Source organism: Klebsiella sp. 18074, from assembly GCF_902705905.1.
GTDB lineage: Bacteria > Pseudomonadota > Gammaproteobacteria > Enterobacterales > Enterobacteriaceae > Klebsiella > Klebsiella terrigena.
Genome location: NZ_CACSIS010000029.1, coordinates 49,700 through 71,780, shown reverse-complemented (window position 1 = coordinate 71,780; position 22,081 = coordinate 49,700). Strand labels below are relative to the sequence as shown.

At 56.8% G+C, this 22,081-nt stretch carries 24 protein-coding genes; 10 read left to right on the top strand and 14 right to left on the bottom strand.

The genetic code is table 11. The annotated features are described in order from the left end of the window. Nucleotides 1–423: 423 nt before the first annotated feature. Nucleotides 424–696 (top strand): DUF1471 family periplasmic protein YahO, encoded by a 273-nt coding sequence (yahO, locus tag GVK32_RS23245; RefSeq protein WP_041147562.1) that lies wholly within the window; start codon nt 424–426, stop codon nt 694–696. Between the two features lie 306 nt (nt 697–1,002). Next, nucleotides 1,003–2,190, top strand: a complete 1,188-nt coding sequence (locus GVK32_RS23240; RefSeq protein ID WP_159870474.1) for an OmpP1/FadL family transporter — start codon at nt 1,003–1,005, stop codon at nt 2,188–2,190. Between the two features lie 52 nt (nt 2,191–2,242). On the opposite strand, the gene GVK32_RS23235 is transcribed toward GVK32_RS23240, so the two are convergent. After that, on the bottom strand, nt 2,243–3,109 hold the full coding sequence (locus GVK32_RS23235; protein ID WP_227697887.1) for a hypothetical protein: 867 nt from the start codon (nt 3,107–3,109) through the stop codon (nt 2,243–2,245). Between the two features lie 288 nt (nt 3,110–3,397). Here GVK32_RS23235 and GVK32_RS23230 point away from each other — a divergent pair, with 288 nt between their 5' ends. The 6 genes from GVK32_RS23230 (at nt 3,398) to artJ (ending at nt 7,924) form a co-directional block, all read left to right on the top strand. Beyond that, nucleotides 3,398–3,916 (top strand): lipoprotein, encoded by a 519-nt coding sequence (locus GVK32_RS23230; RefSeq protein WP_159870477.1) that lies wholly within the window; start codon nt 3,398–3,400, stop codon nt 3,914–3,916. A gap of 223 nt (nt 3,917–4,139) precedes the next feature. Next, nucleotides 4,140–4,868 carry an arginine ABC transporter ATP-binding protein ArtP gene (gene artP, locus GVK32_RS23225; protein ID WP_159870480.1) on the top strand — a complete coding sequence of 243 codons (729 nt, stop codon included), beginning with the start codon at nt 4,140–4,142 and terminating at the stop codon, nt 4,866–4,868. A 20-nt stretch (nt 4,869–4,888) separates the two neighbouring features. Next, nucleotides 4,889–5,620 carry an arginine ABC transporter substrate-binding protein ArtI gene (gene artI, locus GVK32_RS23220; RefSeq protein ID WP_159870483.1) on the top strand — a complete coding sequence of 244 codons (732 nt, stop codon included), beginning with the start codon at nt 4,889–4,891 and terminating at the stop codon, nt 5,618–5,620. A gap of 6 nt (nt 5,621–5,626) precedes the next feature. Beyond that, entirely contained in the window at nt 5,627–6,343 is a 717-nt protein-coding gene (artQ, locus tag GVK32_RS23215) for an arginine ABC transporter permease ArtQ (protein WP_159870486.1), read from the top strand. Then, a complete protein-coding gene (artM, locus tag GVK32_RS23210) occupies nt 6,343–7,011 on the top strand; it encodes an arginine ABC transporter permease ArtM (RefSeq protein WP_159870489.1) in 669 nt (222 codons plus the stop codon). Before artQ ends, artM begins: the two co-directional genes overlap by 1 nt. A 181-nt stretch (nt 7,012–7,192) precedes the next feature. Next, nucleotides 7,193–7,924 carry an arginine ABC transporter substrate-binding protein ArtJ gene (artJ, locus tag GVK32_RS23205; RefSeq protein WP_128878704.1) on the top strand — a complete coding sequence of 244 codons (732 nt, stop codon included), beginning with the start codon at nt 7,193–7,195 and terminating at the stop codon, nt 7,922–7,924. 75 nt (nt 7,925–7,999) lie between these two features. On the opposite strand, the gene GVK32_RS23200 is transcribed toward artJ, so the two are convergent. From GVK32_RS23200 to GVK32_RS23145, 12 genes are all read right to left on the bottom strand, one after another. Further along, complete coding sequence (locus GVK32_RS23200) at nt 8,000–9,472, bottom strand: HAMP domain-containing sensor histidine kinase (protein WP_159870492.1); 1,473 nt, start codon at nt 9,470–9,472, stop codon at nt 8,000–8,002. Further along, nucleotides 9,469–10,185: a response regulator transcription factor gene (locus GVK32_RS23195; RefSeq protein WP_159870495.1), complete on the bottom strand. Its 717-nt coding sequence runs from the start codon at nt 10,183–10,185 to the stop codon at nt 9,469–9,471. The genes GVK32_RS23200 and GVK32_RS23195 overlap by 4 nt, the downstream gene beginning before the upstream one ends. Nucleotides 10,186–10,262: 77 nt before the next feature. Beyond that, a complete protein-coding gene (rlmC, locus tag GVK32_RS23190) occupies nt 10,263–11,393 on the bottom strand; it encodes a 23S rRNA (uracil(747)-C(5))-methyltransferase RlmC (RefSeq protein ID WP_159870498.1) in 1,131 nt (376 codons plus the stop codon). 42 nt (nt 11,394–11,435) lie between these two features. After that, a complete protein-coding gene (locus tag GVK32_RS23185) occupies nt 11,436–11,909 on the bottom strand; it encodes a YbjO family protein (RefSeq protein ID WP_041144753.1) in 474 nt (157 codons plus the stop codon). Between the two features lie 76 nt (nt 11,910–11,985). Continuing rightward, the gene (gene potI / locus GVK32_RS23180) at nt 11,986–12,831 is read right to left on the bottom strand and encodes a putrescine ABC transporter permease PotI (RefSeq protein WP_123707153.1); all 846 of its coding nucleotides are present in this window, start codon (nt 12,829–12,831) and stop codon (nt 11,986–11,988) included. Continuing rightward, nucleotides 12,828–13,781, bottom strand: a complete 954-nt coding sequence (potH, locus tag GVK32_RS23175) for a putrescine ABC transporter permease PotH (protein ID WP_159870501.1) — start codon at nt 13,779–13,781, stop codon at nt 12,828–12,830. Before potH ends, potI begins: the two co-directional genes overlap by 4 nt. Before the next feature lie 10 nt (nt 13,782–13,791). Next, entirely contained in the window at nt 13,792–14,925 is a 1,134-nt protein-coding gene (potG, locus tag GVK32_RS23170) for a putrescine ABC transporter ATP-binding subunit PotG (RefSeq protein ID WP_159870504.1), read from the bottom strand. Nucleotides 14,926–15,087: 162 nt separating this feature from the next. Next, complete coding sequence (gene potF, locus GVK32_RS23165) at nt 15,088–16,200, bottom strand: spermidine/putrescine ABC transporter substrate-binding protein PotF (RefSeq protein WP_041144750.1); 1,113 nt, start codon at nt 16,198–16,200, stop codon at nt 15,088–15,090. A 347-nt stretch (nt 16,201–16,547) separates the two neighbouring features. Further along, complete coding sequence (locus GVK32_RS23160) at nt 16,548–17,030, bottom strand: YbjN domain-containing protein (protein ID WP_045854609.1); 483 nt, start codon at nt 17,028–17,030, stop codon at nt 16,548–16,550. Nucleotides 17,031–17,118: 88 nt separating this feature from the next. Next, nucleotides 17,119–18,021: a 30S ribosomal protein S6--L-glutamate ligase gene (gene rimK / locus GVK32_RS23155; RefSeq protein ID WP_159870507.1), complete on the bottom strand. Its 903-nt coding sequence runs from the start codon at nt 18,019–18,021 to the stop codon at nt 17,119–17,121. A 116-nt stretch (nt 18,022–18,137) separates the two neighbouring features. Then, entirely contained in the window at nt 18,138–18,860 is a 723-nt protein-coding gene (gene nfsA / locus GVK32_RS23150) for a nitroreductase NfsA (protein ID WP_159870510.1), read from the bottom strand. Then, entirely contained in the window at nt 18,844–19,134 is a 291-nt protein-coding gene (locus GVK32_RS23145) for a YbjC family protein (protein WP_041144746.1), read from the bottom strand. The genes nfsA and GVK32_RS23145 overlap by 17 nt, the downstream gene beginning before the upstream one ends. A 204-nt stretch (nt 19,135–19,338) precedes the next feature. Between GVK32_RS23145 and GVK32_RS23140 the strand changes: the two genes are divergently transcribed. Next, on the top strand, nt 19,339–19,602 hold the full coding sequence (locus GVK32_RS23140; protein WP_004859945.1) for a GrxA family glutaredoxin: 264 nt from the start codon (nt 19,339–19,341) through the stop codon (nt 19,600–19,602). Between the two features lie 6 nt (nt 19,603–19,608). Here GVK32_RS23140 and ybjM read toward each other — a convergent pair whose 3' ends face one another. After that, complete coding sequence (ybjM, locus tag GVK32_RS23135; protein ID WP_159870513.1) at nt 19,609–19,992, bottom strand: inner membrane protein YbjM; 384 nt, start codon at nt 19,990–19,992, stop codon at nt 19,609–19,611. Nucleotides 19,993–20,261: 269 nt separating this feature from the next. Here ybjM and GVK32_RS23130 point away from each other — a divergent pair, with 269 nt between their 5' ends. After that, nucleotides 20,262–21,947, top strand: coding sequence for an aspartate:alanine antiporter (locus GVK32_RS23130; RefSeq protein WP_041147558.1), 1,686 nt, complete (start codon nt 20,262–20,264; stop codon nt 21,945–21,947). Nucleotides 21,948–22,081: the final 134 nt, after the last annotated feature.

The following is a 22,081-nucleotide window of genomic DNA, read 5'->3' as shown; positions in this document are numbered from 1 at the left end:
ATCTCTCCCGCATTCAGTAAAAGGTGCAACCGTTAACACGAAATTATAATAATTACGGACGGCAACAAATACGTTTTCCCATTCGCGGTGGCGTTAATAACAACCTGTTTTATGATAAACGATAAGCGCGGCGCTGTCTGCCAACGGCGATTCAACGATCGGAACGGCCATTTTATATAAGATAAAATTATACTAACGACAGTTATAAAATGATGATAAGACGATGCTCAACCACGGGTATCATGCAGGTCGCCGCCTGCACTGAAGTCGGGTTCATCTTTTCCTTACGAATTCGCGAGTTAGCAGTCATGGTTTTGTAGGATTTTGCTTGAAATTTTTTCTTAGTTGATTCAATCTGAGTTCGCTCGTAAGCAGTTAAAATAAGAGCATGATGATAGCAAGATAAACAATGGAGTTTAAAAAATGAAATATGCAGCTTTAGTGGCAGGTGCAGCATTGTTTTTGACCGCAAACGCCTTCTCCGCAGAAATCTTATCTAAAGAAGATTTTGCCAAGGTTGAGACTCAGTATCAGAAAGTCGGGACAATCTCTTCTACCGGCCAGACCGCACCAAGCGATGCGCGTGCTGAGCTGATTAAGAAAGCCGATGAAAAAGGCGCAGACGTGATCGTTCTGTCCTCCGGCAATACTGATAAAAAGCTGCACGTCAGCGCCAATATCTATAAGAAGAAGTAATTAATTCTTCTTGAAAGAAACATTATCATCGTCAGATGATAATGTTTCCCATCCAGAACCGTGCGAGCAATATTTTTTTTTAGATAGCATGACTATTTACCGCTATCGCATTCTGTCATCAAATACCCGCAACGTCCCCCGAATAAAACACTCAAACGTCACGCAGAAAGTCAATCGCTACGCCGGCGTCTTCATGTTTTCCAGCAAACTCATGTTTAAAAGCATAAACCCCTGGCGGTGAGTCAATGCTGTCTATACTTCTGGGGTATAAAAATGAGACTCAATTTTAAACATTGCAGGTAGAAAATGAAAAAAATCGCGTTAATTATCTCTGGGCTCCTCTATTCCGGTCTTTCACAGGCAAGCGCGCTCTATTTTTATGAAATAGGTACCGAAGATGTCGGACTTGCCGGCGCGGGCCAGGCCGCCAGGGCACAGGATGCGTCAACGATCGTGACTAACCCCGCAGGAATGACCCGCCTGCCGGACCATATGTTCACCGGCGGGATGCAGGCGATGGGCGGGGATATCTCGTATCAGCTTAAAGATGAGAACGGCAGAAGCAGCCCCGGCAACGTGATGAACGTATTTCCTAGCGCCAGCGGCTTCTATACGCAAAAAATCAATGACGACCTTTACGCCGGCATTGGTCTCTACGGCAACTACGGCTTAGGGATCGATTTTGGCAACTGGGCGGGCGATCGGATGATCAAGAAAAGCACCATGGTCGCGATGACGCTGAGTCCGTCGCTGGCCTATAAGCTCAACGACCGTCTCTCCATTGGCGCGTCCGCTAACCTTAACTACGGCTTCCTCTCCCTGACCCGCAGCGTTGATGGAACCGACCAAAAGGACAAGGATCACGACTGGGCCATGAGCTATCGTCTGGGCCTGCTGATGCAGCTGACGGAGCAAACCCGCGCCGGTATCACCTGGACCAGCAAGACGGACTACAGCTTCAATATTGACGGTAAGGCTCGCTTACCCAATCTGCCGAATACCGAGTACGACCTGCCGATTTCAGCCCAGGTTCGCGCACCGCAGCAGATCATGCTGAGCCTTGTGCACAACATCAACAAGCAGTGGTCGGTGATGGGGGATTTAGGCTGGCAGGACTGGAGCCAGTTCGGTAGCCCGCAAATCACCGTTGTCGGCAAGGAGAGCAACAAACAAAACCGCCTGAAGGACTCCTGGCATACCGCGGTGGGCGTCCAGTACCGGCCAACCGAGCAGTGGCGTTTGAACGCTGGGGTAGGTTTCGATAGCACGGTATACGACTCGCAGAGCGACGTGGCGCTCACGCTTCCGACCGGCGATGAATGGCGCTTTGCCACCGGCGCGCAGTATCAAATTACGCCGGCAAGCAATATCGGCGTCGCGGTCTCCTACCTGCACATGCAGTCGTCGCATGTGAAAACGCCGGAAATTATCGCCGGGGATTACGATCATCCGTACCTGTGGTTCGCCAGCGTCAACTACAGCTACCAGTTCTGATAGCGAATATTGTCCGATGCTCCATCGCGCATCGGGCAATATTTTCATGGACTTAAATCAGTTTGAATAGAAATCTCACCGGTTTTATCTGCAGAATATCCTGCCAGATTTTATGTAAATCAATCACTCCCGCCAACCCCAGCAGTGCCAGCGTAATCAGTACCGTCGCGGCGGTAATGACCAGCATCAGGCGTACCATATTACGCTGAATTTTATCCTGCTGCTTCGTGCGGCGCTCATTCTTCTCATGCTCGACCAGGGTCGCAATGGCATTTCCCTGGACCCTATATACGTTATTCTCTACCGCCAGCTCGCCGGAAAAAACCAGTGACGCCATTAACAACGTCACCTTCCGGCGAAACTGCTCGTTGCGAATATGCTGATACCACAGCTTGCCGTATAAAATATCGATAACTTCATCGACCGTAATCCCGGATGAGAGCCTTGAAGGCCGCTGGTGCACAAACTCGTTAACGATCAGACCGAGCAGGTAAATACGGTCCTGGCTCCTCACCTCACGCTCGCGGAAAAAAGCGGACACCACCGCAGCCTTACCCCTTAAGAGGGCTGTTTTTAGATTAAAAATAGGTAGGTAGCAGTTAACAAAATAGCCAAAAATGCTAGCGCAGGTTATCTTGCCATATTTTTTATAGCTAACAATCTCACTCTCCATTGCGGCCAACCGGGCGACAGGAAAAGAAATATCGCTATTGGCAGCAGCTCCTGATGGATTTAAACAGCGCATGCTGACATCGCTGCCGTTAAAACCCGTTAACTGGTAGCGGTTACGCTCAACGTCGGCAAAGTAGACCGCGTAATAATCGTAAGGATCGCCGGCACGTTCATTTTTGGCCACCAGCGTTGGTAAATGCGCGGCCCAGATCCTGGCCTTCAGGCTGGCCAGCGTTTTTCTTAACATAATATATTCCGTCGAGGTAAGTTTAATACTGCCTATAAATATAGACTGAGATTGACTCAATCTTTTAGCATTAAGCCCGATCGGTGGTTTATTTTTAGCTAAGGATAGGTTTTACACCGCGGCATTTATCAATATAAAAACTGCGCTCGTGATGAGCCAGATGCATTAGTTCAATCTGATAACGGCGATAACTTAATAGCTTAGCTCTTAGAGTCAAGCGCATTCTGGAGACAGTGCGCTATGCTTGAACAGAAACTAATAACGTAGTGAGCTTATAAGGAAATCATCATGCGCTACAAAATCATGGCCTTTATTATCCCCTGCGCGCTGGTACTTAGCGCCTGTACCACCGTCACTCCGGCCTATAAAGATAACGGCACCCGCAGCGGTCCCTGCGTCGAAGGCGGCCCAGACGCGGTTGCGCAGAAATTTTATGATTATCAGATCCAGCACCGCAATAGCGACCTGACGGCGCTGCGTCCCTATCTGAGCGACGATCTGGCGAAGCTGCTCAACGACGCGCGCCAGGATCCTTCCCGCAACGCCGTGCTGCAGTCCAACCCGTTCTCCAGCTCGGCCACCCCGGCCGATAGCGCGGATGTCGCCAGCGCCTCCACCATCCCGAACAGCGATGCGCGCAATATTCCGCTGCGCGTTGAGTTCAGGCAGGGCAGCAAAATCTGGAAAGATGAGGTGCTGATGATTCAGGAAGGCCAGTGCTGGGCGGTAGATGACGTTCGCTACCTCGGTATTAACGCCCACGCGCCGGCGGGTTCACTGCAACAGAGTCTCGAAAAACGCGGCTAAGGGCGCTGAACCTGCTCTACTAAACCGATAACCCCGGTAAAATGTCGGTATTTCATGCGGTAATGCCGACATTTGCTCCCGCCGCCCCCACGAACCCATATTTTGTGCTAAGTTTAGAGGTAAATGCGGGTTACATTTAACTTTTAACGCATAAATATTGCATAACTATTCTGTCAAAGGTAGTATTTGCGGCCTCAATAGCTATTCGTATCAGACTGCCCAGATGAGTATTAAACTAAACGGCATTAACTGCTTCTACGGCGCGCACCAGGCGCTGTTCGACATCACGCTGGATTGCCCGCAGGGGGAAACGCTGGTGCTGCTCGGCCCAAGCGGCGCCGGGAAAAGCTCGCTGCTTCGCGTACTCAACCTGCTGGAGATGCCGCGTTCCGGTACGCTACATATCGCCGGTAACCACTTCGACTTTACCAAAGCGCCGTCTGACAAAGCCATCCGTGAGCTGCGCCAGAACGTCGGTATGGTTTTCCAGCAGTACAATCTGTGGCTGCACCTGACCGTGCAGCAAAACCTGATTGAAGCTCCCTGCCGCGTGCTGGGTCTCAGCAAAGATAGCGCTCTGGCCCGCGCCGAGAAGCTGCTGGAACGTTTGCGCCTGAAACCCTACAGCGACCGTTATCCTCTGCACCTTTCCGGCGGCCAGCAGCAGCGTGTCGCCATTGCGCGGGCGCTGATGATGGAGCCGCAGGTGCTGCTGTTTGATGAACCAACGGCGGCGCTCGATCCGGAAATTACCGCCCAAATCGTCAGCATTATCCGCGAGCTGGCGGGCACCGGCATTACGCAGGTCATCGTCACCCACGAAGTGGAAGTGGCGCGTAAAACGGCCAGCCGCGTGGTGTATATGGAAAATGGCCATATCGTTGAACAAGGGAATGCTGACTGCTTCGCGCATCCGCAGACCGACGCGTTTAAAAACTATCTTTCACATTGATGTTTTTCGGGGAAATGACGATGAAAAAAGTACTGATTGCCGCGCTTCTGGCCAGCATGAGCCTTTCTGCTACCGCAGCCCAGACCATCCGTTTTGCCACCGAGGCGTCCTATCCTCCGTTTGAAACGACCGACGCCAGCAACAAAATCGTCGGCTTCGACGTTGATCTGGCTAACGCGCTATGTAAAGAGATCGATGCCACCTGCACCTTTACCAACCAGGCTTTCGATAGCCTGATCCCTGGCCTGAAATTCCGCCGCTTCGACGCGGTGATGGCCGGGATGGACATTACGCCTGAGCGCGAAAAGCAGGTGCTGTTTACCGCCCCTTACTATGAAAACTCCGCGCTGTTCGTTGGCCAGCAGGGCAAATTTACCAGCATCGAGCAGCTGAAGGGCAAAAAGGTCGGCGTCCAGAACGGCACCACCCATCAGAAGTTCATTAACGACAAGCATCCGGAAATCACCACCGTTCCGTACGACAGCTACCAGAACGCGAAGCTGGATCTGCAAAACGGCCGCATCGATGCCGTATTTGGCGACAACGCCGTGGTCACCGAATGGCTGAAGAGCAATCCGAAGCTGGCAGCGGTGGGCGATAAGGTGACGGACAAAGACTACTTCGGTACCGGCCTTGGCATTGCGCTTCGTCAGGGCAATACCGAGCTGCAGCAGAAATTTAACGCTGCGCTGGAAAAAGTGAAAAAAGATGGGACTTACCAGACCATCTATAGCAAATGGTTTCAGAAGTAATCCTCAATGAACGAATTTTTTCCATTAGCAAGCGCCGCCGGGATGACCGTCGGGCTTGCGGTCTGCGCGCTGATTATCGGCCTCGCCCTGGCGATGCTTTTTGCCGTGCTGGAGTCAGCCAAATGGCGCCCGCTGGCATGGCTGACCACCGGCGTAGTAACGATCCTGCGCGGGCTGCCGGAAATTCTGGTGGTCCTGTTTATCTATTTCGGATCGTCGCAGCTGCTGCTCACGCTCTCTGACGGCTTTACCATCAATCTCGGCTTTGTGCAGATCCCGGTGCAGATGCAGATTGAGAACTTCGACGTCAGCCCGTTCCTGTGCGGCGCGGTGGCGCTCTCTCTGCTGTACGCCGCCTACGCCTCGCAAACCCTGCGCGGCGCGCTGAAAGCGGTACCGCAGGGACAGTGGGAGTCGGGCCAGGCGCTGGGGCTGTCGCAAAGCGCGATTTTCTTCCGCCTGGTGATGCCGCAAATGTGGCGCCACGCCCTGCCGGGGCTCGGCAACCAGTGGCTGGTGCTGCTTAAAGATACCGCACTGGTCAGCTTAATTAGCGTTAACGATCTGATGCTGCAAACCAAGAGCATTGCCACCCGCACCCAGGAGCCGTTTAACTGGTACATCATCGCGGCGGCAATCTACCTGGTGATCACTCTGCTCAGTCAGTACATCCTCAAGCGTATTGACCAGCGTGCGACGCGCTTTGAACGGAGACCCGGCTGATGCTCGACTACTTACCAGAACTGCTCAAAGGGCTGCATACCAGCCTGACGCTGACGGCGGCCTCGATCGTCGTCGCGCTGATTCTGTCGCTGATCTTTACCATCATCCTGACGCTGAAAACGCCGGTGCTGGTATGGATTGTGCGGACGTATATCACGCTCTTTACCGGTACGCCGCTGCTGGTGCAGATCTTCCTGATTTACTACGGCCCGGGGCAGTTTCCGTCACTGCAGGAGTACCCGGTGCTGTGGCATCTGATTTCTGAGCCGTGGCTCTGCGCCCTGATTGCCCTGTCGCTCAACAGCGCCGCCTATACCACCCAGCTCTTTTATGGCGCGATCCGCGCCATTCCTGAGGGCCAGTGGCAATCCTGCGGCGCGCTGGGGATGAGCAAGAAGGACACGCTGGCGATCCTGCTGCCGTACGCCTTTAAGCGCGCCCTCTCCTCCTACTCCAACGAGGTGGTGCTGGTTTTCAAGAGTACCTCCCTGGCTTATACCATTACGCTGATGGAGGTGATGGGCCACAGCCAGCTGCTGTACGGACGGACCTACGACGTTATGGTCTTCGGCGCGGCCGGTATCGTGTACCTGATCGTCAACGGCCTGCTGACGCTGCTCATGCGTCTGGTGGAGCACAGAGCGCTGGCATTTGAGCGTCGAAGCTAACGTTCTGAAATGCATAATTAGTAAATAGAAAGGCGGGTAATGTTGATGACTTACCCGCCTTTTTTATATAAATAAAAAATACTTATACATCTTTATTGAATATAAATTCATTTAATGGCATTGTAAAACTCGGCCGCAAGCACGGCACGACATCATAAGATTGACCGACGGGAGTTCGACGATGAAAAAGTTAGTTCTGGCTGCACTGCTTTCCACTTTCGCTTTTGGCGCCGTTGGCGCAGAAAAAATCAGCTTTGGCGTTTCCGCGACCTATCCACCGTTTGAATCCATGGATGCCAATAATCAGATCGTTGGCTTCGATCTCGACCTGGCGAAAGCGCTGTGCAAACAGATGCAGGCGGAGTGTACTTTTACCAACCATGCCTTCGACAGCCTGATCCCGGCGCTAAAATTTAAAAAATATGATGCGGTGATTTCCGGCATGGACATTACCCCGGATCGCAGCAAGCAGGTGTCGTTTACCGACCCGTACTACGCTAACTCCGCGCTGGTTATCGCGAAGAAAGACGCCTTCCACTCCTTTGCCGATCTGAAAGGCAAACGTATTGGCATGGAAAACGGCACCACCCACCAGAAATACCTGCAGGATAAGCATCCTGAAGTGAAAACCGTCGCCTATGACAGCTACCAGAATGCGTTTATCGACCTGAAAAACGGCCGTATTGATGGCGTATTTGGCGACACCGCGGTGGTTAACGAGTGGCTGAAAACCAACCCACAGCTCGGCGTCGCCACGCCGAAAGTCACCGATGCGCAGTACTTCGGTACCGGCCTTGGGATCGCGGTTCGTCCGGATAACAAAGCGCTGCTGGAGAAGCTGAACGGCGCCCTGAAGGCGATTAAAGCGGACGGCACCTATCAGAAAATCAGCAGCCAATGGTTCCCTGAGTAAGCGCAGGCCCTTCCCGTCCCCGGGCGTGAGCGCCTGAGGCGGGCGCCCGGCCAGCACGACGCCGCCGGGAAAACCTTACAGCGGCAGGGTAAAGCGGAAGCTGGCCCCTGCCGCCGCCTCCTGCAGGTGAATATCGCCCCCGTGCAGCTGCAGCATGCGGCGCACGATCATCAGCCCCAATCCCCCCGTAGACTCCCGGCGCTGGCCCGGCTCAAGCACCGAAGGCCGTTCAAAGAGGGTTGCCCGCAGCTCGCTGGCGACGCCGGGGCCGCTGTCCGCCACCTCAACCACAATCTGCGACGCCTGCTGGCGCGCCGTCAGGCGAATCAATCCTCCTTCCGGCGTGTGGCGAATGGCGTTATCGAGCAAATTGGTCAGCACCCGCTCCATCATCGATAGATCGGCCACCACCGGCGGCAATCCCTCGGCCAGCGACAGCTGCAAACCGATGCCGCGGGTCGCAATCGCCAAATCGAATTTCTGCGCGACGTCCTGAACCAGCTCGGCGAAGATAAATTTCTCCGGCTGCGGTTTGATGCCGCCGTGTTCGAGCCGGGCCAGCTCAAATAGCTGCTGCGACAGATGGCGAACCTTATTGCCCTGGCGCAGCGCGATATTCAGATACTGCTGGCGATCTTCGGCGTTGAGCCGGTCGGCCTTCAGCGTCAGCGTCTCCAGATAGCCAAGCAGCGAGGTCAGCGGCGTGCGCAGATCGTGGGAGATATTGGCGATAAACTCGCGCCGCTGGCGGTCACTATCGGCCAGACGATCCCACTGGCCGGCAATCTGGCGGGCCAGCTCAATAAAGCGATTATGCAGGATCGCCACCTCATTCCCGGGATGCGGGTCGGGCACCTGGGCCGCCAGCGCTTTGATCGCCACCATGCTGTCAGGGCCGGAGATCGCTACCTGGGCGGTCAGTTGACGCACCGGGCGCGTGACCCAGAACCACGCCAGCCCGCCCGCCAGCAGGCCAAACAGCGCCACCAGCAGCAGCGTCCACAGCAGCAGGCTCCACAGCGTCTTCTGCCAGGCGGTGGCCGCCAGCTCGTTAAAGGTTTCGCCCTGCAGAATAATATAGAGATAGCCGCGCAGCTGGCCCTCCAGGCGCAGCGGCGCAGCGCTAAAGACTTTCTGCTGTCCGAGGCTGCGGGGATCGTCGCCGTACACCGGCCACGCGGCGCCGGAGAGGAACGCCTGCACCGGTGCCAGATCGATGCGCTGGCGTTTGATATGGCCCGGCGGCGCGGCATCGGCTAACAGCTCGCCGTCGGGAGAAACCAGATAGAGCTCAACGCTGGGGTTAAAAACCATCAGCCGATCGAACAGCGTCTTCAGCGACTGGCGATCGACCTGCCCCTGCGCATCCAGCAGCGGCTCGCGGGCGACAATTTGCTGCGCCAGCCCGGCGGAAAGACGCTGCACCATCGCGTTACCGTACTGCGCGCTGGTATAGAGCTGAACGAGGCACACCGCCGCTGCGCACAGCAGCAGCAGCGAGGTGAAGACCAGCGCCAGGCGCTGGCTCAGGCTAAGGCGGCGCATCATTGCCCTCCCTCCTTTCGCTCCACGGCGAACTTATAGCCCTTTCCCCACACGGTGAGGATAATTTCAGGCTCCGTCGGCTCGTGCTCGATTTTGCTGCGCAGGCGGTTGATATGGGTATTGACCGTATGCTCGTAGCCTTCGTGCTGGTAGCCCCAGACGCTGTCAAGCAGGGCCAGACGAGAGAAGACCTCGCCCGGATGACGGGCGAAGTAGTACAGCAGATCGAACTCGCGCGGGGTCAAATCGACCGGCTCGCCGCGCAGTCTGACTTCACGCGACAGCGGGTCGATATTGAGGCCGTGGCAGACGATGCGCCCGGCGTCCATCAGCAGGTTTAACCCCATCGCTTCCTGGCGGCGGAACACCGCTTTGACGCGGGCGATAAGCTCCAGAACGGAGAAGGGTTTGGCCAGATAATCATCCGCCCCCATCTCCAGCCCCTGCACGCGCTGGGTTTCGCTGGATCGGGCGCTGATGATGATCACCGGCAGGTAGCGGGTCATCTGGCGAATGCGCCGGCAGATCTCCAGGCCGTCAACGTTCGGCAGCATCAGGTCGAGGATCACCGCATCCCAGGGGCTTGTCTCCAGCAGCGTCAGGGCCTTCGCGCCGTCCGCGACGTGGACAATCTGATACCCTTCGTCCTGCAAATTCAGGCGCAGCAGGGCGGCAATATCATCGTCATCTTCAACTAACAGGATCTTCTTCGCCACCGGTTTCGCTCCGCTAATATCATGCTCTTATTGCAAAGCTTACCCGATTTTGGCCGGCAGAAGAGTTCACATTTTGTTTAAACTTCGCGGACCAGCAGCGTCAGCACCTCATAGTGCGCGGTGTGGGGGAACATATCGAACAGCTGCACCCGCTCGGTGCGATAGCCCGCCAACTGAGCAATATCTTTCGCCATCGTGCGGGCGTTGCAGCTGGAGTAGATGATATAGGGCGGAGCCATGCGGCTTAAATAGTCGCACAGCTCGCTGCCAATCCCACGGCGCGGCGGGTTCACCAGCACCAGTTGCGGAACTTCGCCCTCGCCGGTGGCGAAACGGGTGGAGTCCAGCGCCTGGAAGCGGAGGTTGCTGAGGCCAAGCTCGGCGGCGGACTGCCGCGCGCAGGCGATGGCCTCTGGCGCAATCTCAATGCCGGTCAGCCGCATCTGCGGGGTGGCGCAGTGCAGGCCAAAACCGCCGACGCCGCAGAACAGATCCCACATATGGTCTACCGGCAACTGGCGCACCCAGTCCCGGGCGGTGGCGTACAGCCGGCTGGCGACTTCGGGGTTGGTTTGAAAGAAGCTTTGCGGGCGGATCCACAGCGGTACGTCGTTGAAGCGCTCCGCCAGCGCCTGCTGCGGGGTGAGGAAAATCTCCTGCTCCCCTTCCATAATCGCCATATGCACCGGCTGAATATTGGCGGTAATCACCTTCAGCTGCGGCAGCTGCGCCTGCAGCCACGGCAGCGCGGCGCGCAGCTGGGCGAGCTTCGCCTCGGAGCGCAGCACAAAGCGCAGCATCATGCCGCCGTCGAGGCGGCTTTCGGTGAGCAGCAGATACTTTAGCTCTCCGCGTCGGCGGGCCACCTGATACGGCGTGAGGCCGGCGCGGGCGATAAACGGCTTCAGCAGGGCGAAGACCGGCGCAAAGCTTGCCGGGTAGAGCGGACAATCGGTGAGGTCTTCCGGGTTGCCGTCGCGGTGCAGCATGCCGAGCAGCGGGCGCTCAACGCTGCCGCTGACCACCATTTTGGCCTTATTGCGAAAGCCGGCTTGCGGACCGGAAACCGGTTCGCACCACGTCGCCACCTGGCGTTCTGCCAGCAGCGACCGCAGATCGGCCATTTTATCGGCGAGCTGTTGTTCTGGCGGCAGTTCCAGCCACTGACAGGAGCGGCAGCGGCCCGCGTCATAGAGTGCGCAGTGCATAAAAAGACCTTCAAAAAATCAGGGGCGGGGATTGTATCACCGTTACTGCAGTTGGAAAAAGCGTCGGCACGATGCCGGGATAAACAGCAGCGCCAGCACCAGCAGGTCCGGCAGCTTCTGCATCACCAGCGAACGGAAAATTTCCCGCTTCGATTCACCGGCAATGCTGAACAGTTCAGGATAGCCGTAGCCCAGAGAGGCGGCCCACAGATAGCCGCTGACGATAATTTGCGTCAGCAGGTAGATCCAGCGCGCCCGGTTCTGCCCTTTGACCAGTGAAAACGCGCACCAGATTTCAATAAACACCAGCAGCAGGCTTGAGAAGAAGACCAGCGTCAGGGGCCACGTCTGCACGCTGCGGTGGATAAACTCACTCATCCCCCGCACGCCAAGCTGATTGAGGATCATCAGCAGGTCGAGGGCACGGATTAAAATAATGGCGAACGCCGCCACCTGCACCAGCGCAGGGACGTTCAGGCGAGCATGAGATGAGCGAGCTTTAGTAAACAATCCCAACGGTTGAGTCTTCCATGAAAACGGCGTCGCACAATCGCGACGCCGGCACCAGGTCTTGCTATCAATTTTAGGGGCTTCAGCCGCGTCTTGCACGCTGGATATCGCGTACTCGCTGCTTTTCTGCGCGGGCCATCAAATACCAGGCGATAAAACCAACAATCCCGACCACGCCGAGGATAAGCGTCGCCAGGGCGTTGATTTCCGGATTGACGCCCATGCGCACGCTGGAGAAAACCAGCATCGGCAGCGTGGTAGCGCCAGGACCGGAAACAAAGCTGGCAATCACCAGATCGTCCAGCGACAGGGTGAATGCCAGCAGCCAGCCGGAAATCACCGCCGGCATGATCATCGGCAGCGTGATGATGAAAAATACCTTCAGCGGCGCGGCGCCCAGATCCATCGCCGCCTCCTCGATGGAGTGATCCAGCTCGCGCAGCCGCGACGAAATCACCACCGCGACGTAGGCGGTACAGAAGGTCACGTGCGCCAGCCAGATGGTCAGCATACCGCGATCCGACGGCCAGCCAATCGCGTGTCCCAGCGCCACGAAAAGCAGCAGCAGCGACAGCCCGGTTATCACGTCCGGCATCACCAGCGGCGCGGTAATCATAAACGCAAAGCCGCTCGACCCGCGAAAGCGGCCAAAGCGCACCAGCACCACCGCGGCGATAGTCCCGAGGATCGCCGCCGCCGTCGCCGCACAGGTGGCGATAGTCAGGCTCAGACCCACGGCGCTCATCATCGCATCGTCGTGGAACAGCTCGCTATACCAGCGCGTTGACCAGCCGGCCCACACCGTCACCAGCTTCGAGCTGTTGAACGAGTAGATCACCAGCATCAGCATCGGCGCATACAGGAAGGTAAACCCAATCACGAGGATTAATATTCGCCACGGCGAACGCACTACCGGCAAATCACTCATCCGTGTTCCCCTATCTGTTTTTGCTGATGCTTGTGGAACCACATAATCGGTACGATCAGCAGCAGCAGCATCACGATGGCCACCGCCGACGCTACCGGCCAGTCGCGGTTGTTAAAGAACTCCTGCCACAGCACGCGGCCGATCATGATGCTGTCCGGACCGCCGAGCAGCTCAGGGATAACGAACTCGCCCACGGCCGGAATGAAGACCAGCATCGAGCCGGCGATAATTCCGCCTTTGGTTAACGGCACGATCACCTGGAAGAAAGTTTTCAGCGGACGAGCGCCCAGATCCAGCGAGGCCTCCACCAGCGAGTAGTCGATGCGCGTCAGCGCGGTATAAATAGGCAGCACCATAAACGGCAGGTAGGCGTAAACGATGCCGATATAGACCGCCAGGTTGGTGTGCAGGATCTCAAGCGGCTGGTCAATAACCCCCAGCCACAGCAGAAAGTTATTCAGCACGCCGTTGCTTTTCAGCAGCCCCATCCACGCGTATACGCGGATTAAGAACGAGGTCCACGACGGCAGGATCACCAGCAGCAGCAGGATATTGCGCGTTGAGGGCTTGCTGTGCGCCACCGCCCACGCCAGCGGGTAGCCCAGCAGCAGGCAGCAAAACGTGGAGATCCCGGCCACCTCCAGCGACTGCAGATAGGCCTCAAAGTAGAGCGGATCGTCGGTGAGCTGCAGGAAGTTCGCCAGATTAAGGGTAATCGTCAGCTGACCGTCGGCCCACTCCAGCAGATCGGTATAGGGCGGAATAGCCCGCGCCATCTCCGCGAGGCTGATTTTAAAGACGATCAGGAACGGCAGCAGAAACAGCAGCGTCATCCACAGATACGGCAGCGCAATCACCAGCTTGCGCCCGTGGGCCATTTGCAGGCGCGTTAGCCACGGCGTCGCGCCGCCCGGCTTTTTCGCCCCTGCCGGTGGTTCTAATGTACTCATCGCCCTCTCCTTACACCGTCAGAACAACGCAGCTGTCCGCGTCCCAGCATAAACGGACTTCATCACCCCAGGTTGGCGAGCCTTTGCGATGACGGTGTTCGTTCTGCAGCTGGGCGCTAAGCATCTGCCCGCTTTTCAGGCGCACGTGGTAGATAGACAGATCGCCGAGGTAGGCAATGTAGATAACTTCCCCGACGGCAAAGTTATAGCCGTCCGCCGGCGGCTCGTCGCAGAGCATGATTTTCTCCGGACGCAGGGCGACCCACACCGGCACGTTGTCGACGACAGAAGCGTCGGGGTCAACTTTGAGTGGATGCACCAGCCCCGGCGATTTCAGTACCAGACCATCCTCCAGCCGCTCCTGCACCAGCCCTTCGAAGACGTTGACCGAGCCGATAAACTCCGCGCTATAGCGGGTCGTCGGGTGCTCGTAGATCTCCTCCGGTTCGCCGATTTGCACGAACTTGCCGCGATTCATGATCGCAATGCGCCCCGCCATGGTCATCGCCTCTTCCTGATCGTGGGTCACCATGACGCAGGTCGCCCCCACGCGCTCGAGGATATCCACCACCTCCAGCTGCATTCGGTCGCGCAGCTTTTTATCCAGCGCGCCCATCGGTTCGTCGAGCAGCAGCAGCTTCGGCCTTTTTGCCAGGCTGCGCGCCAGGGCCACGCGCTGACGCTGGCCGCCGGAAAGCTGGTGCGGCTTGCGTTTGGCAAACTCCTGCATATGCACCAGCGCCAGCATCTCCTGCACCCGGCTGGCGATTTCGGCTTTCGGCAGCTTGTCCTGCTTCAGGCCAAAGGCGATGTTCTGCTCCACCGTCATATGGGGGAACAGCGCGTAGGACTGAAACATCATGTTGATAGGCCGCTGGTACGGCGGGACGCGCGACAGGTCGACGCCATCCAGCATAATCTGTCCGGCTGTCGGCTGCTCAAAGCCCGCCAGCATGCGCAGCAGCGTTGATTTCCCGCAGCCGGATGCGCCCAGCAGGGCGAAGATTTCACCTTTATAAATCGTGAGATTGACGTCATCGACGGCGTGCTGACCATCGAACGATTTGGTCAGGTTACGGATTTCCAGCAGCGGGGTCAGCGCTTTGGGGGCTTTCATTTGTGGGCGGGAAATTAGGTCATTCACTTAAGCGCTCTCCGGCAAAAACTCACCACCGTATGGCCCGGTTGCCATACATCATTCTTTATCGTGCAGTCGCACCATCCTGGTGCGTTTTTTTAGCCGGGCATACTGCAATATTCCGGCTATTTATACCCTTTCAGGCCCGGCGAACCGGGCCATTGGGTTTTATTTCCCGCTTTTTACCTTGGTCCACGCGCGGGTGCGCACGCGGTCGATTTTCGGCTCCTGAACCTTCAGGGTGAACAGCTTGGCGAACACGTCGGCCGGCGGATAAATTGCCGGATTGCTGCGGATGGCTTCGCTGACCAGCGGCGTGGAGGCCTTGTTGCCGTTGGCGTAGTACACCTGATCGCTAATCTTAGCGATGACTTCAGGGCGCATCAGATAGTTAAGGAACTGATAGGCTTCATCTTTATTCTTAGCATCTGCCGGCATCGCAAAGACGTCAAAGAACGCCATCGCCCCCTCTTTCGGAATAAAGTAGGAAACGTTGACGCCATTTTTCGCCTCTTTGGCGCGGTTAGCAGCCTGCCATACGTCGCCCGCCCAGCCGATCGCAACGCAGATATCGCCGTTGGCCAGGTCGTTGATGTACTGCGAGGAGTGGAAGTAGCGGATGTTCGGCCGCAGCTTGAGCAGCAGATCGGTCGCCGGACCGGTATAGTCATCGGCCTTCATGCTATTCGGGTCTTTGCCGAGGTAGTTAAGCACGGTGGCAAAAATCTCTTCCGGTGCGTCAAGGAAGGAGACGCCGCAGCTTTTCAGCTTTTCGAGGTTTTCCGGCTTCAGCACCAGATCCCAGCTATCCAGCGGCGCGTCTTTACCCAGCGCGGCCTTCACTTTATCGACGTTATAGCCAATCCCGGTGGTGGCCCACAGATACGGCATCGCGTATTTATTTTCCGGGTCGTGCTTAGCGACCAGCTTTAAGACTTCCGGGTCGAGGTTTTTCCAGTTGGGCAGCTTGCTTTTATCCAGCGGCTGGAACACGCCCGCCGCCAGCTGGCGCTCGAGGAAGCTGGCTGAGGGTACCACCAGGTCAAAGCCGGTGCTGCCCGCCATCAGTTTGCCTTCCAGCACTTCGTTGGAATCAAAAACGTCGTACACCACTTTAATCCCGGTCTCTTTTTCAAAATCGGCCACCGTGTCCGGGGCAATATAGTCAGACCAGTTATAAACGTGCAGGGTTTTCTGTTCAGCGGCGAGCGAACCGGCAGAGACGGCCATCAGCGCGCCGGTAACCAAGCCTGTTAACCATTTTTTACCAAAGGCGGTCATATCTCTTATTCCTTCTCAATGCCCGTTAAGCACGGACTTAATATACGCAATTATCCGCATGCAAAAATCATGCATATTTTTTCATTGTCTAAGAAAAGGAGAGAGGACCTCTCCCGGAATGGTTGCCCGCAACGGGAAGCAGCGTCAGAATAACTGTAGCCAGAATAAGAGGCTATAGCCCAGGTAAAATAACGGCTTTTATCAATTTTTTATGCAAAATGGGTCTATGTGATAAGCCGAAAGCGGCAGAATGGCGGTGAAAAATTCTTTAATGGCGGGTTAATAGCAGAATAAAAGCGTGTAATACGCAGCCGCTCTGGCAGTGGCTGCGCTATTCACCGGCGGGGCTAGTGAAGAAAATGGTGCTGAACCTCCTGCACCGCGAGATCCTCTTCCTCATCGGCCTTATACAGCAGCTGGTTGGCCGCGGCTTCAAGGATAACCATCGAGATCTGCTCTTCGCCCTGGCGGAAGAACCAGCCGAACTGCTCGAGGGTAATGCCGACGCCCACCGGCAGCGCCTGACAAACCACCAGCTTGGGCAGATTGTCGTCCTGGATATCGAGGAAGGCTTTAGCGGTCAGCGAGCTGGCGTTAATCGCCGAGAGATCCGCCGCCAGCGGCAGCAGCGCGGACGGCTTCACCTCCGCCAGCGCGGAAAAGAGCACCACGTTATCCACCAGATCGAGCTTGGCGTCAAAAATGCCGTCGAAGTTCTGCATGTGCGGCAGGTGCAATGCCTGGCAGGAATCACACTCAAAAAAGCTGATGCCTAATTCGTCGAGCCAGTGACGTAACGTATCCAGACCCGGAACGACCAGAGAATCCATATGACCTGTAACCTCTTGCTGTGGAAAAACGACGTCATAGCTTACGCAAAAAACGCGGCGCATACCATGAAAGTGTCATCAATGCGCGCTATCCGCCCATTTTCAGGCAGAATTCTGGCGTCGCCTGGCGCTCAATCCAGGCAATCATGTGCCCGGCGATATCAACCCCGGTGGTGGTTTCAATTCCCTCAAGGCCCGGCGAGGCGTTAACCTCCATCACTAGCGGCCCGCGGTCGGCGCGCAGGATATCGACCCCGGCAACGTCCAGACCGAGCGTTTTTGCCGCCTTGATGGCGATCGCTCTCTCCTGCTCGCTAATCGTTGCCACCGTAGCGACGCCGCCGCGGTGCAGGTTGGAGCGGAAATCGCCCTCTTTCGCCCGCCGCTCAATGGCCGCCACGACCTCATCCCCCACCACCAGGCAGCGAATATCCCGCCCTTTCGCTTCGGCGATATACTCCTGCACCAGAATATGGGCGTTGAGCACGCGGAAGGCGTCAATCACGCTCTCCGCCGCCTGGCGGGTCTCTGCCAGCACCACGCCAATCCCCTGGGTGCCCTCGACCAGCTTGACCACCAGCGGCGCGCCGCCGACCATGGCGATCAGGTCGCTGGTGTCGTCCGGAGAGTGGGCAATGCCGGTCAGCGGCAGGTCGATCCCCTGACGCGCCAGCAGCTGCAGCGAGCGCAGCTTGTCGCGCGCGCGGGTAATAGCGACGGATTCATTCAGCGGATAGCTGCCCAGCAGCTCGAACTGGCGCAGCGCGGCGGTGCCGTAATAGGTAATGGCCGAGCCGATGCGCGGGATCACCGCATCGAAATGCGGCAGCTGGCGGCCTTTATAGTGAATCGATGAGGCCACCGGGCTGACGTTCATATAGCAGGAGAGCGGATCGAGGATTTCCACCTGGTGGCCGCATTTGTGTGCGGCTTCCGTCAGGCGGCGACATGAATAGAGCGTCCCGTCCCGGGATAATATGGCAATTTTCACCCTGCACCTCGGCAAAAAGGCCCGTTCAGACGGGCCGTTGATAGCTGACAAGTCTCAACATTCGCGCTGGCCTGGCGCAACCCCCGGATGCCAGTCCGGCTGCAGTTTACACGCAATCAGCGCGTTGCCCAGCCCTGCTTATGCAGATAGTCGAGAATAAACGGGCGGCTTTCTTTAATGATGGTGCGGCGGATATGGTCGCTCCAGGTATCCCGGCGCGCGTTGCTGCCGCGCGACAGGTAGTACTGCGCCAGCTGCTCATCATACTGGGCCAGCGCGTCGTCATCGATCGGTTGATAGCCATTTTCATGGACCAGCATCGCCGCCGGCATGCGCGGCTTGACGTCCGGATTATCGGCCGGCCAGCCGAGACACAGCCCAAACAGCGGCAGGACGTGCTGCGGCAGGTTCAGCAGCTCGGTCACCGCCTCAATGCTGTTGCGAATGCCGCCGATATACACGCCGCCAAGGCCCAGCGACTCCGCGGCCACCAGCGCGTTCTGCGCCAGCATCGCGGTATCGACGGCGCCAAGCAGAAGCTGCTCCGCGAGACCCAGCTGGGCGTCCGGGCAAATCTGCAGCAGGCGGTTAAAGTCGGCGCAGAATAGCCAAAACTCCGCCGCCTGCACCACGTGCTGCTGACCGCCGCTCATCGCCGCCAGCTGCTCGCGCAGGTGCGAGTCGGTAATACGAATAATCGAAGTGCACTGTAAAAAGCTGGAGCTGGAGGCTCCCTGCGCGCTGGCAATAATCGCCGCGCGCTGTTCGTCGCTGACGGGTACGTCGGTAAAGTGGCGAATGGAGCGGTGGCTACGCAGCAGCTCAATGGTCGGCGTCATCTCGTTTTTCTCTGTCTGACAATGAAGAAGGTGTTTTTTTGCTTTCGGTTAGCTGGGGAGCAACGATCTTCGCCATCCGCCACACCAGCGCGATGGCGGCCGGGATCATCAGCAGGACGCCGGCAAAGATCATTATTAGCGCAGCGGTTGGGCTGGCAAAAGGCGCCGGCAGCTGCAGGTACTGATTAAGCGAGAGCCAGGCCAGCGTCAGCAGTACGATGCCGACGATCTCTATCACCAGAACGCTTTTGGGTAACACAGCGGGCGATCGCATCGCTCTCCTCCGGTCCGTGGGCTTAGCGCGGCGAAGCAAAAATCGTCGCGCAACGAGGTTAGTATAACGGTTTAAAAGCAAAGTCATTTATCAAACATAGCCTTAAACCATCGAAGCAAAAGGCAGAACCTTCTTTTACTCGCCGGCAGAACGCGGCATCATAGGGGTCATTCGCCATCCGGCTGAGATTTAAGGAGAGAAATAATGTTTACCGTAATTTTTGGTCGTCCAGGTTGCCCCTATTGCGTCCGTGCCAAAGAGCTGGCTGAAAAACTGACCAACGAGCGCGACGATTTTAACTACCGCTACGTTGATATTCACGCTGAGGGCATCAGCAAAAGCGATCTGGAAAAGACCGTAGGTAAACCAGTCGAAACCGTGCCGCAGATTTTCGTCGATCAGAAGCACATCGGCGGCTGCACCGACTTTGAAGCCTGGGCCAAAGAGAACCTCGGCCTGTTTGCCTGAGACGGCTTAATGCTCCGATGAGTTGCTGCGTCTGGTATCGATCCAGACGCAGATAAACATAAAGCACAGCGCGCCGAGCGCGCACCAGAATACCGCGCTAAACAGCCATGCCAGCTCCTGCCAGAACGTCCGCTGAGTAACAAAGAAAATCCGCATCATCGCCAGGCAAACCGGCGCCGCCAGAATTGCGCCGACCAGCGGCTGTATCACGCGTCGTCCCGGAGAGAGAGAGCTCGCCAGCGCGCCGGGCAGCAAAAAAAGCAGCAGCCCGAGCTCTGGGTTACCGCCAGCCCGAAAGGTGCCTTTCATATGTAGTAACAGCGATAAACAGACCACAATAAACAGAAAAAATCCGCAGACGGCACCCGTCCAGGCACGCTCAGCTTTCACAACATCCTCCTGATTCTGCCTCTAACCCACTTCCAATTAGCCCAGTCAGATAAAGCATTTTGGCAATCCATGCCAATAAAGGCTCCCGCCGGAGTAAATACGATTGTGACTAGCCGCAGCATCCAGGAAGGATTAAACTATCGACTATATTTTTGCCGGTTATAACGGGATGCCAAAATAGGGTTCGGGACAACGCGAACACTGGAGCAACCTTAGACCAAATAACCATTTCCTTCAACAACTTACTAGTAAATGAGAAGTTGGTTTTCGTGAATATAAACGTCGCAGATTTGTTAAACGGGAATTACATCCTGTTATTATTCGTTGTCCTTGCACTCGGTCTCTGTCTCGGGAAACTGCGCCTCGGGTCAGTACAACTTGGTAATTCCATTGGCGTTTTAGTGGTTTCCTTATTATTAGGCCAGCAGCATTTCAGTATTAACACTGATGCGCTGAATCTGGGCTTTATGTTGTTTATTTTTTGCGTCGGCGTCGAAGCCGGCCCCAACTTTTTTTCTATTTTTTTCCGCGACGGGAAAAACTATTTAATGCTCGCCCTGGTGATGGTCGGTAGCGCGATGCTGCTGGCCTTAGGGCTGGGTAAACTCTTCGGCTGGGATATCGGCCTGACCGCCGGGATGCTCGCCGGCGCCATGACCTCCACACCGGTGCTGGTGGGTGCTGGCGATACGCTGCGCCACTTCGGCCTGCCCGCCGACCAGCTGGCGCTTTCGCTCGATCATCTGAGCCTCGGCTATGCCCTGACCTACCTGGTCGGCCTGGTGAGCCTGATCGTCGGCGCGCGCTATATGCCCAAGCTGCAGCATCAGGATCTGCAAACCAGCGCCCAGCAGATCGCCCGCGAGCGCGGGCTGGATACCGACTCCAAGCGCAAGGTCTATCTGCCGGTGATCCGCGCCTATCGCGTTGGCCCGGAGCTGGTGGCCTGGGCGGACGGTAAAAATCTGCGCGAGCTGGGCATCTACCGTCAGACCGGCTGCTATATCGAACGTATTCGCCGTAACGGTATTCTGGCCAACCCGGACGGCGATGCGGTGCTGCAGAAAGGGGATGATATCGCGCTAGTGGGCTATCCGGACGCCCACGCTCGCCTCGACCCCAGCTTTCGCAACGGCAAAGAGGTCTTCGACCGCGACCTGCTGGATATGCGCATCGTCACCGAAGAGATCGTGGTGAAAAACCACAATGCGGTGGGCCGCCGTCTCGCCCAGCTGAAGCTGACCGATCACGGCTGTTTCCTAAACCGCGTGATCCGCAGCCAGATTGAGATGCCGATTGACGACAACGTGGTGCTCAACAAAGGCGACGTTCTGCAGGTCAGCGGCGACGCGCGACGGGTAAAAACCGTGGCCGACCGCATCGGCTTTATCTCCATTCACAGCCAGGTCACCGACCTGCTCGCCTTCTGCGCCTTTTTCATCGTCGGCCTGATGATCGGGATGATCACCTTCCAGTTCAGCTCGTTCAGCTTCGGGATCGGCAACGCCGCGGGGCTCTTGTTCGCCGGGATCATGCTCGGCTTCCTGCGGGCCAACCACCCGACTTTCGGCTACATCCCGCAGGGGGCGCTGAATATGGTGAAAGAGTTCGGTCTGATGGTCTTTATGGCCGGGGTCGGCCTGAGCGCCGGCGCCGGGATTGGCCACGGCCTCGGCGCCGTCGGCGGACAGATGCTGGCGGCGGGCCTGGTGGTCAGCCTGGTGCCGGTGGTTATCTGCTTCCTGTTCGGCGCCTACGTTCTGCGCATGAACCGCGCAATGCTGTTTGGCGCGATGATGGGGGCGCGAACCTGCGCGCCGGCGATGGAGATTATCAGCGACACCGCGCGCAGCAACATTCCGGCGCTGGGATATGCGGGGACCTATGCAATAGCCAACGTGCTGCTAACCCTCGCCGGGACGCTGATTGTCATCATCTGGCCAGGGCTTCAGTAATTTTTTGAGAAAAAAATGCACATCGGCAGAACTTTTCTTACGGGCATCAGTCATAAGTAGTGCCACTGCTTTTCTTTGATGTCCCCATTTTGTGGAGCCCATCAACCCCGCCACTTAGGTTCAAGGTTGATGGG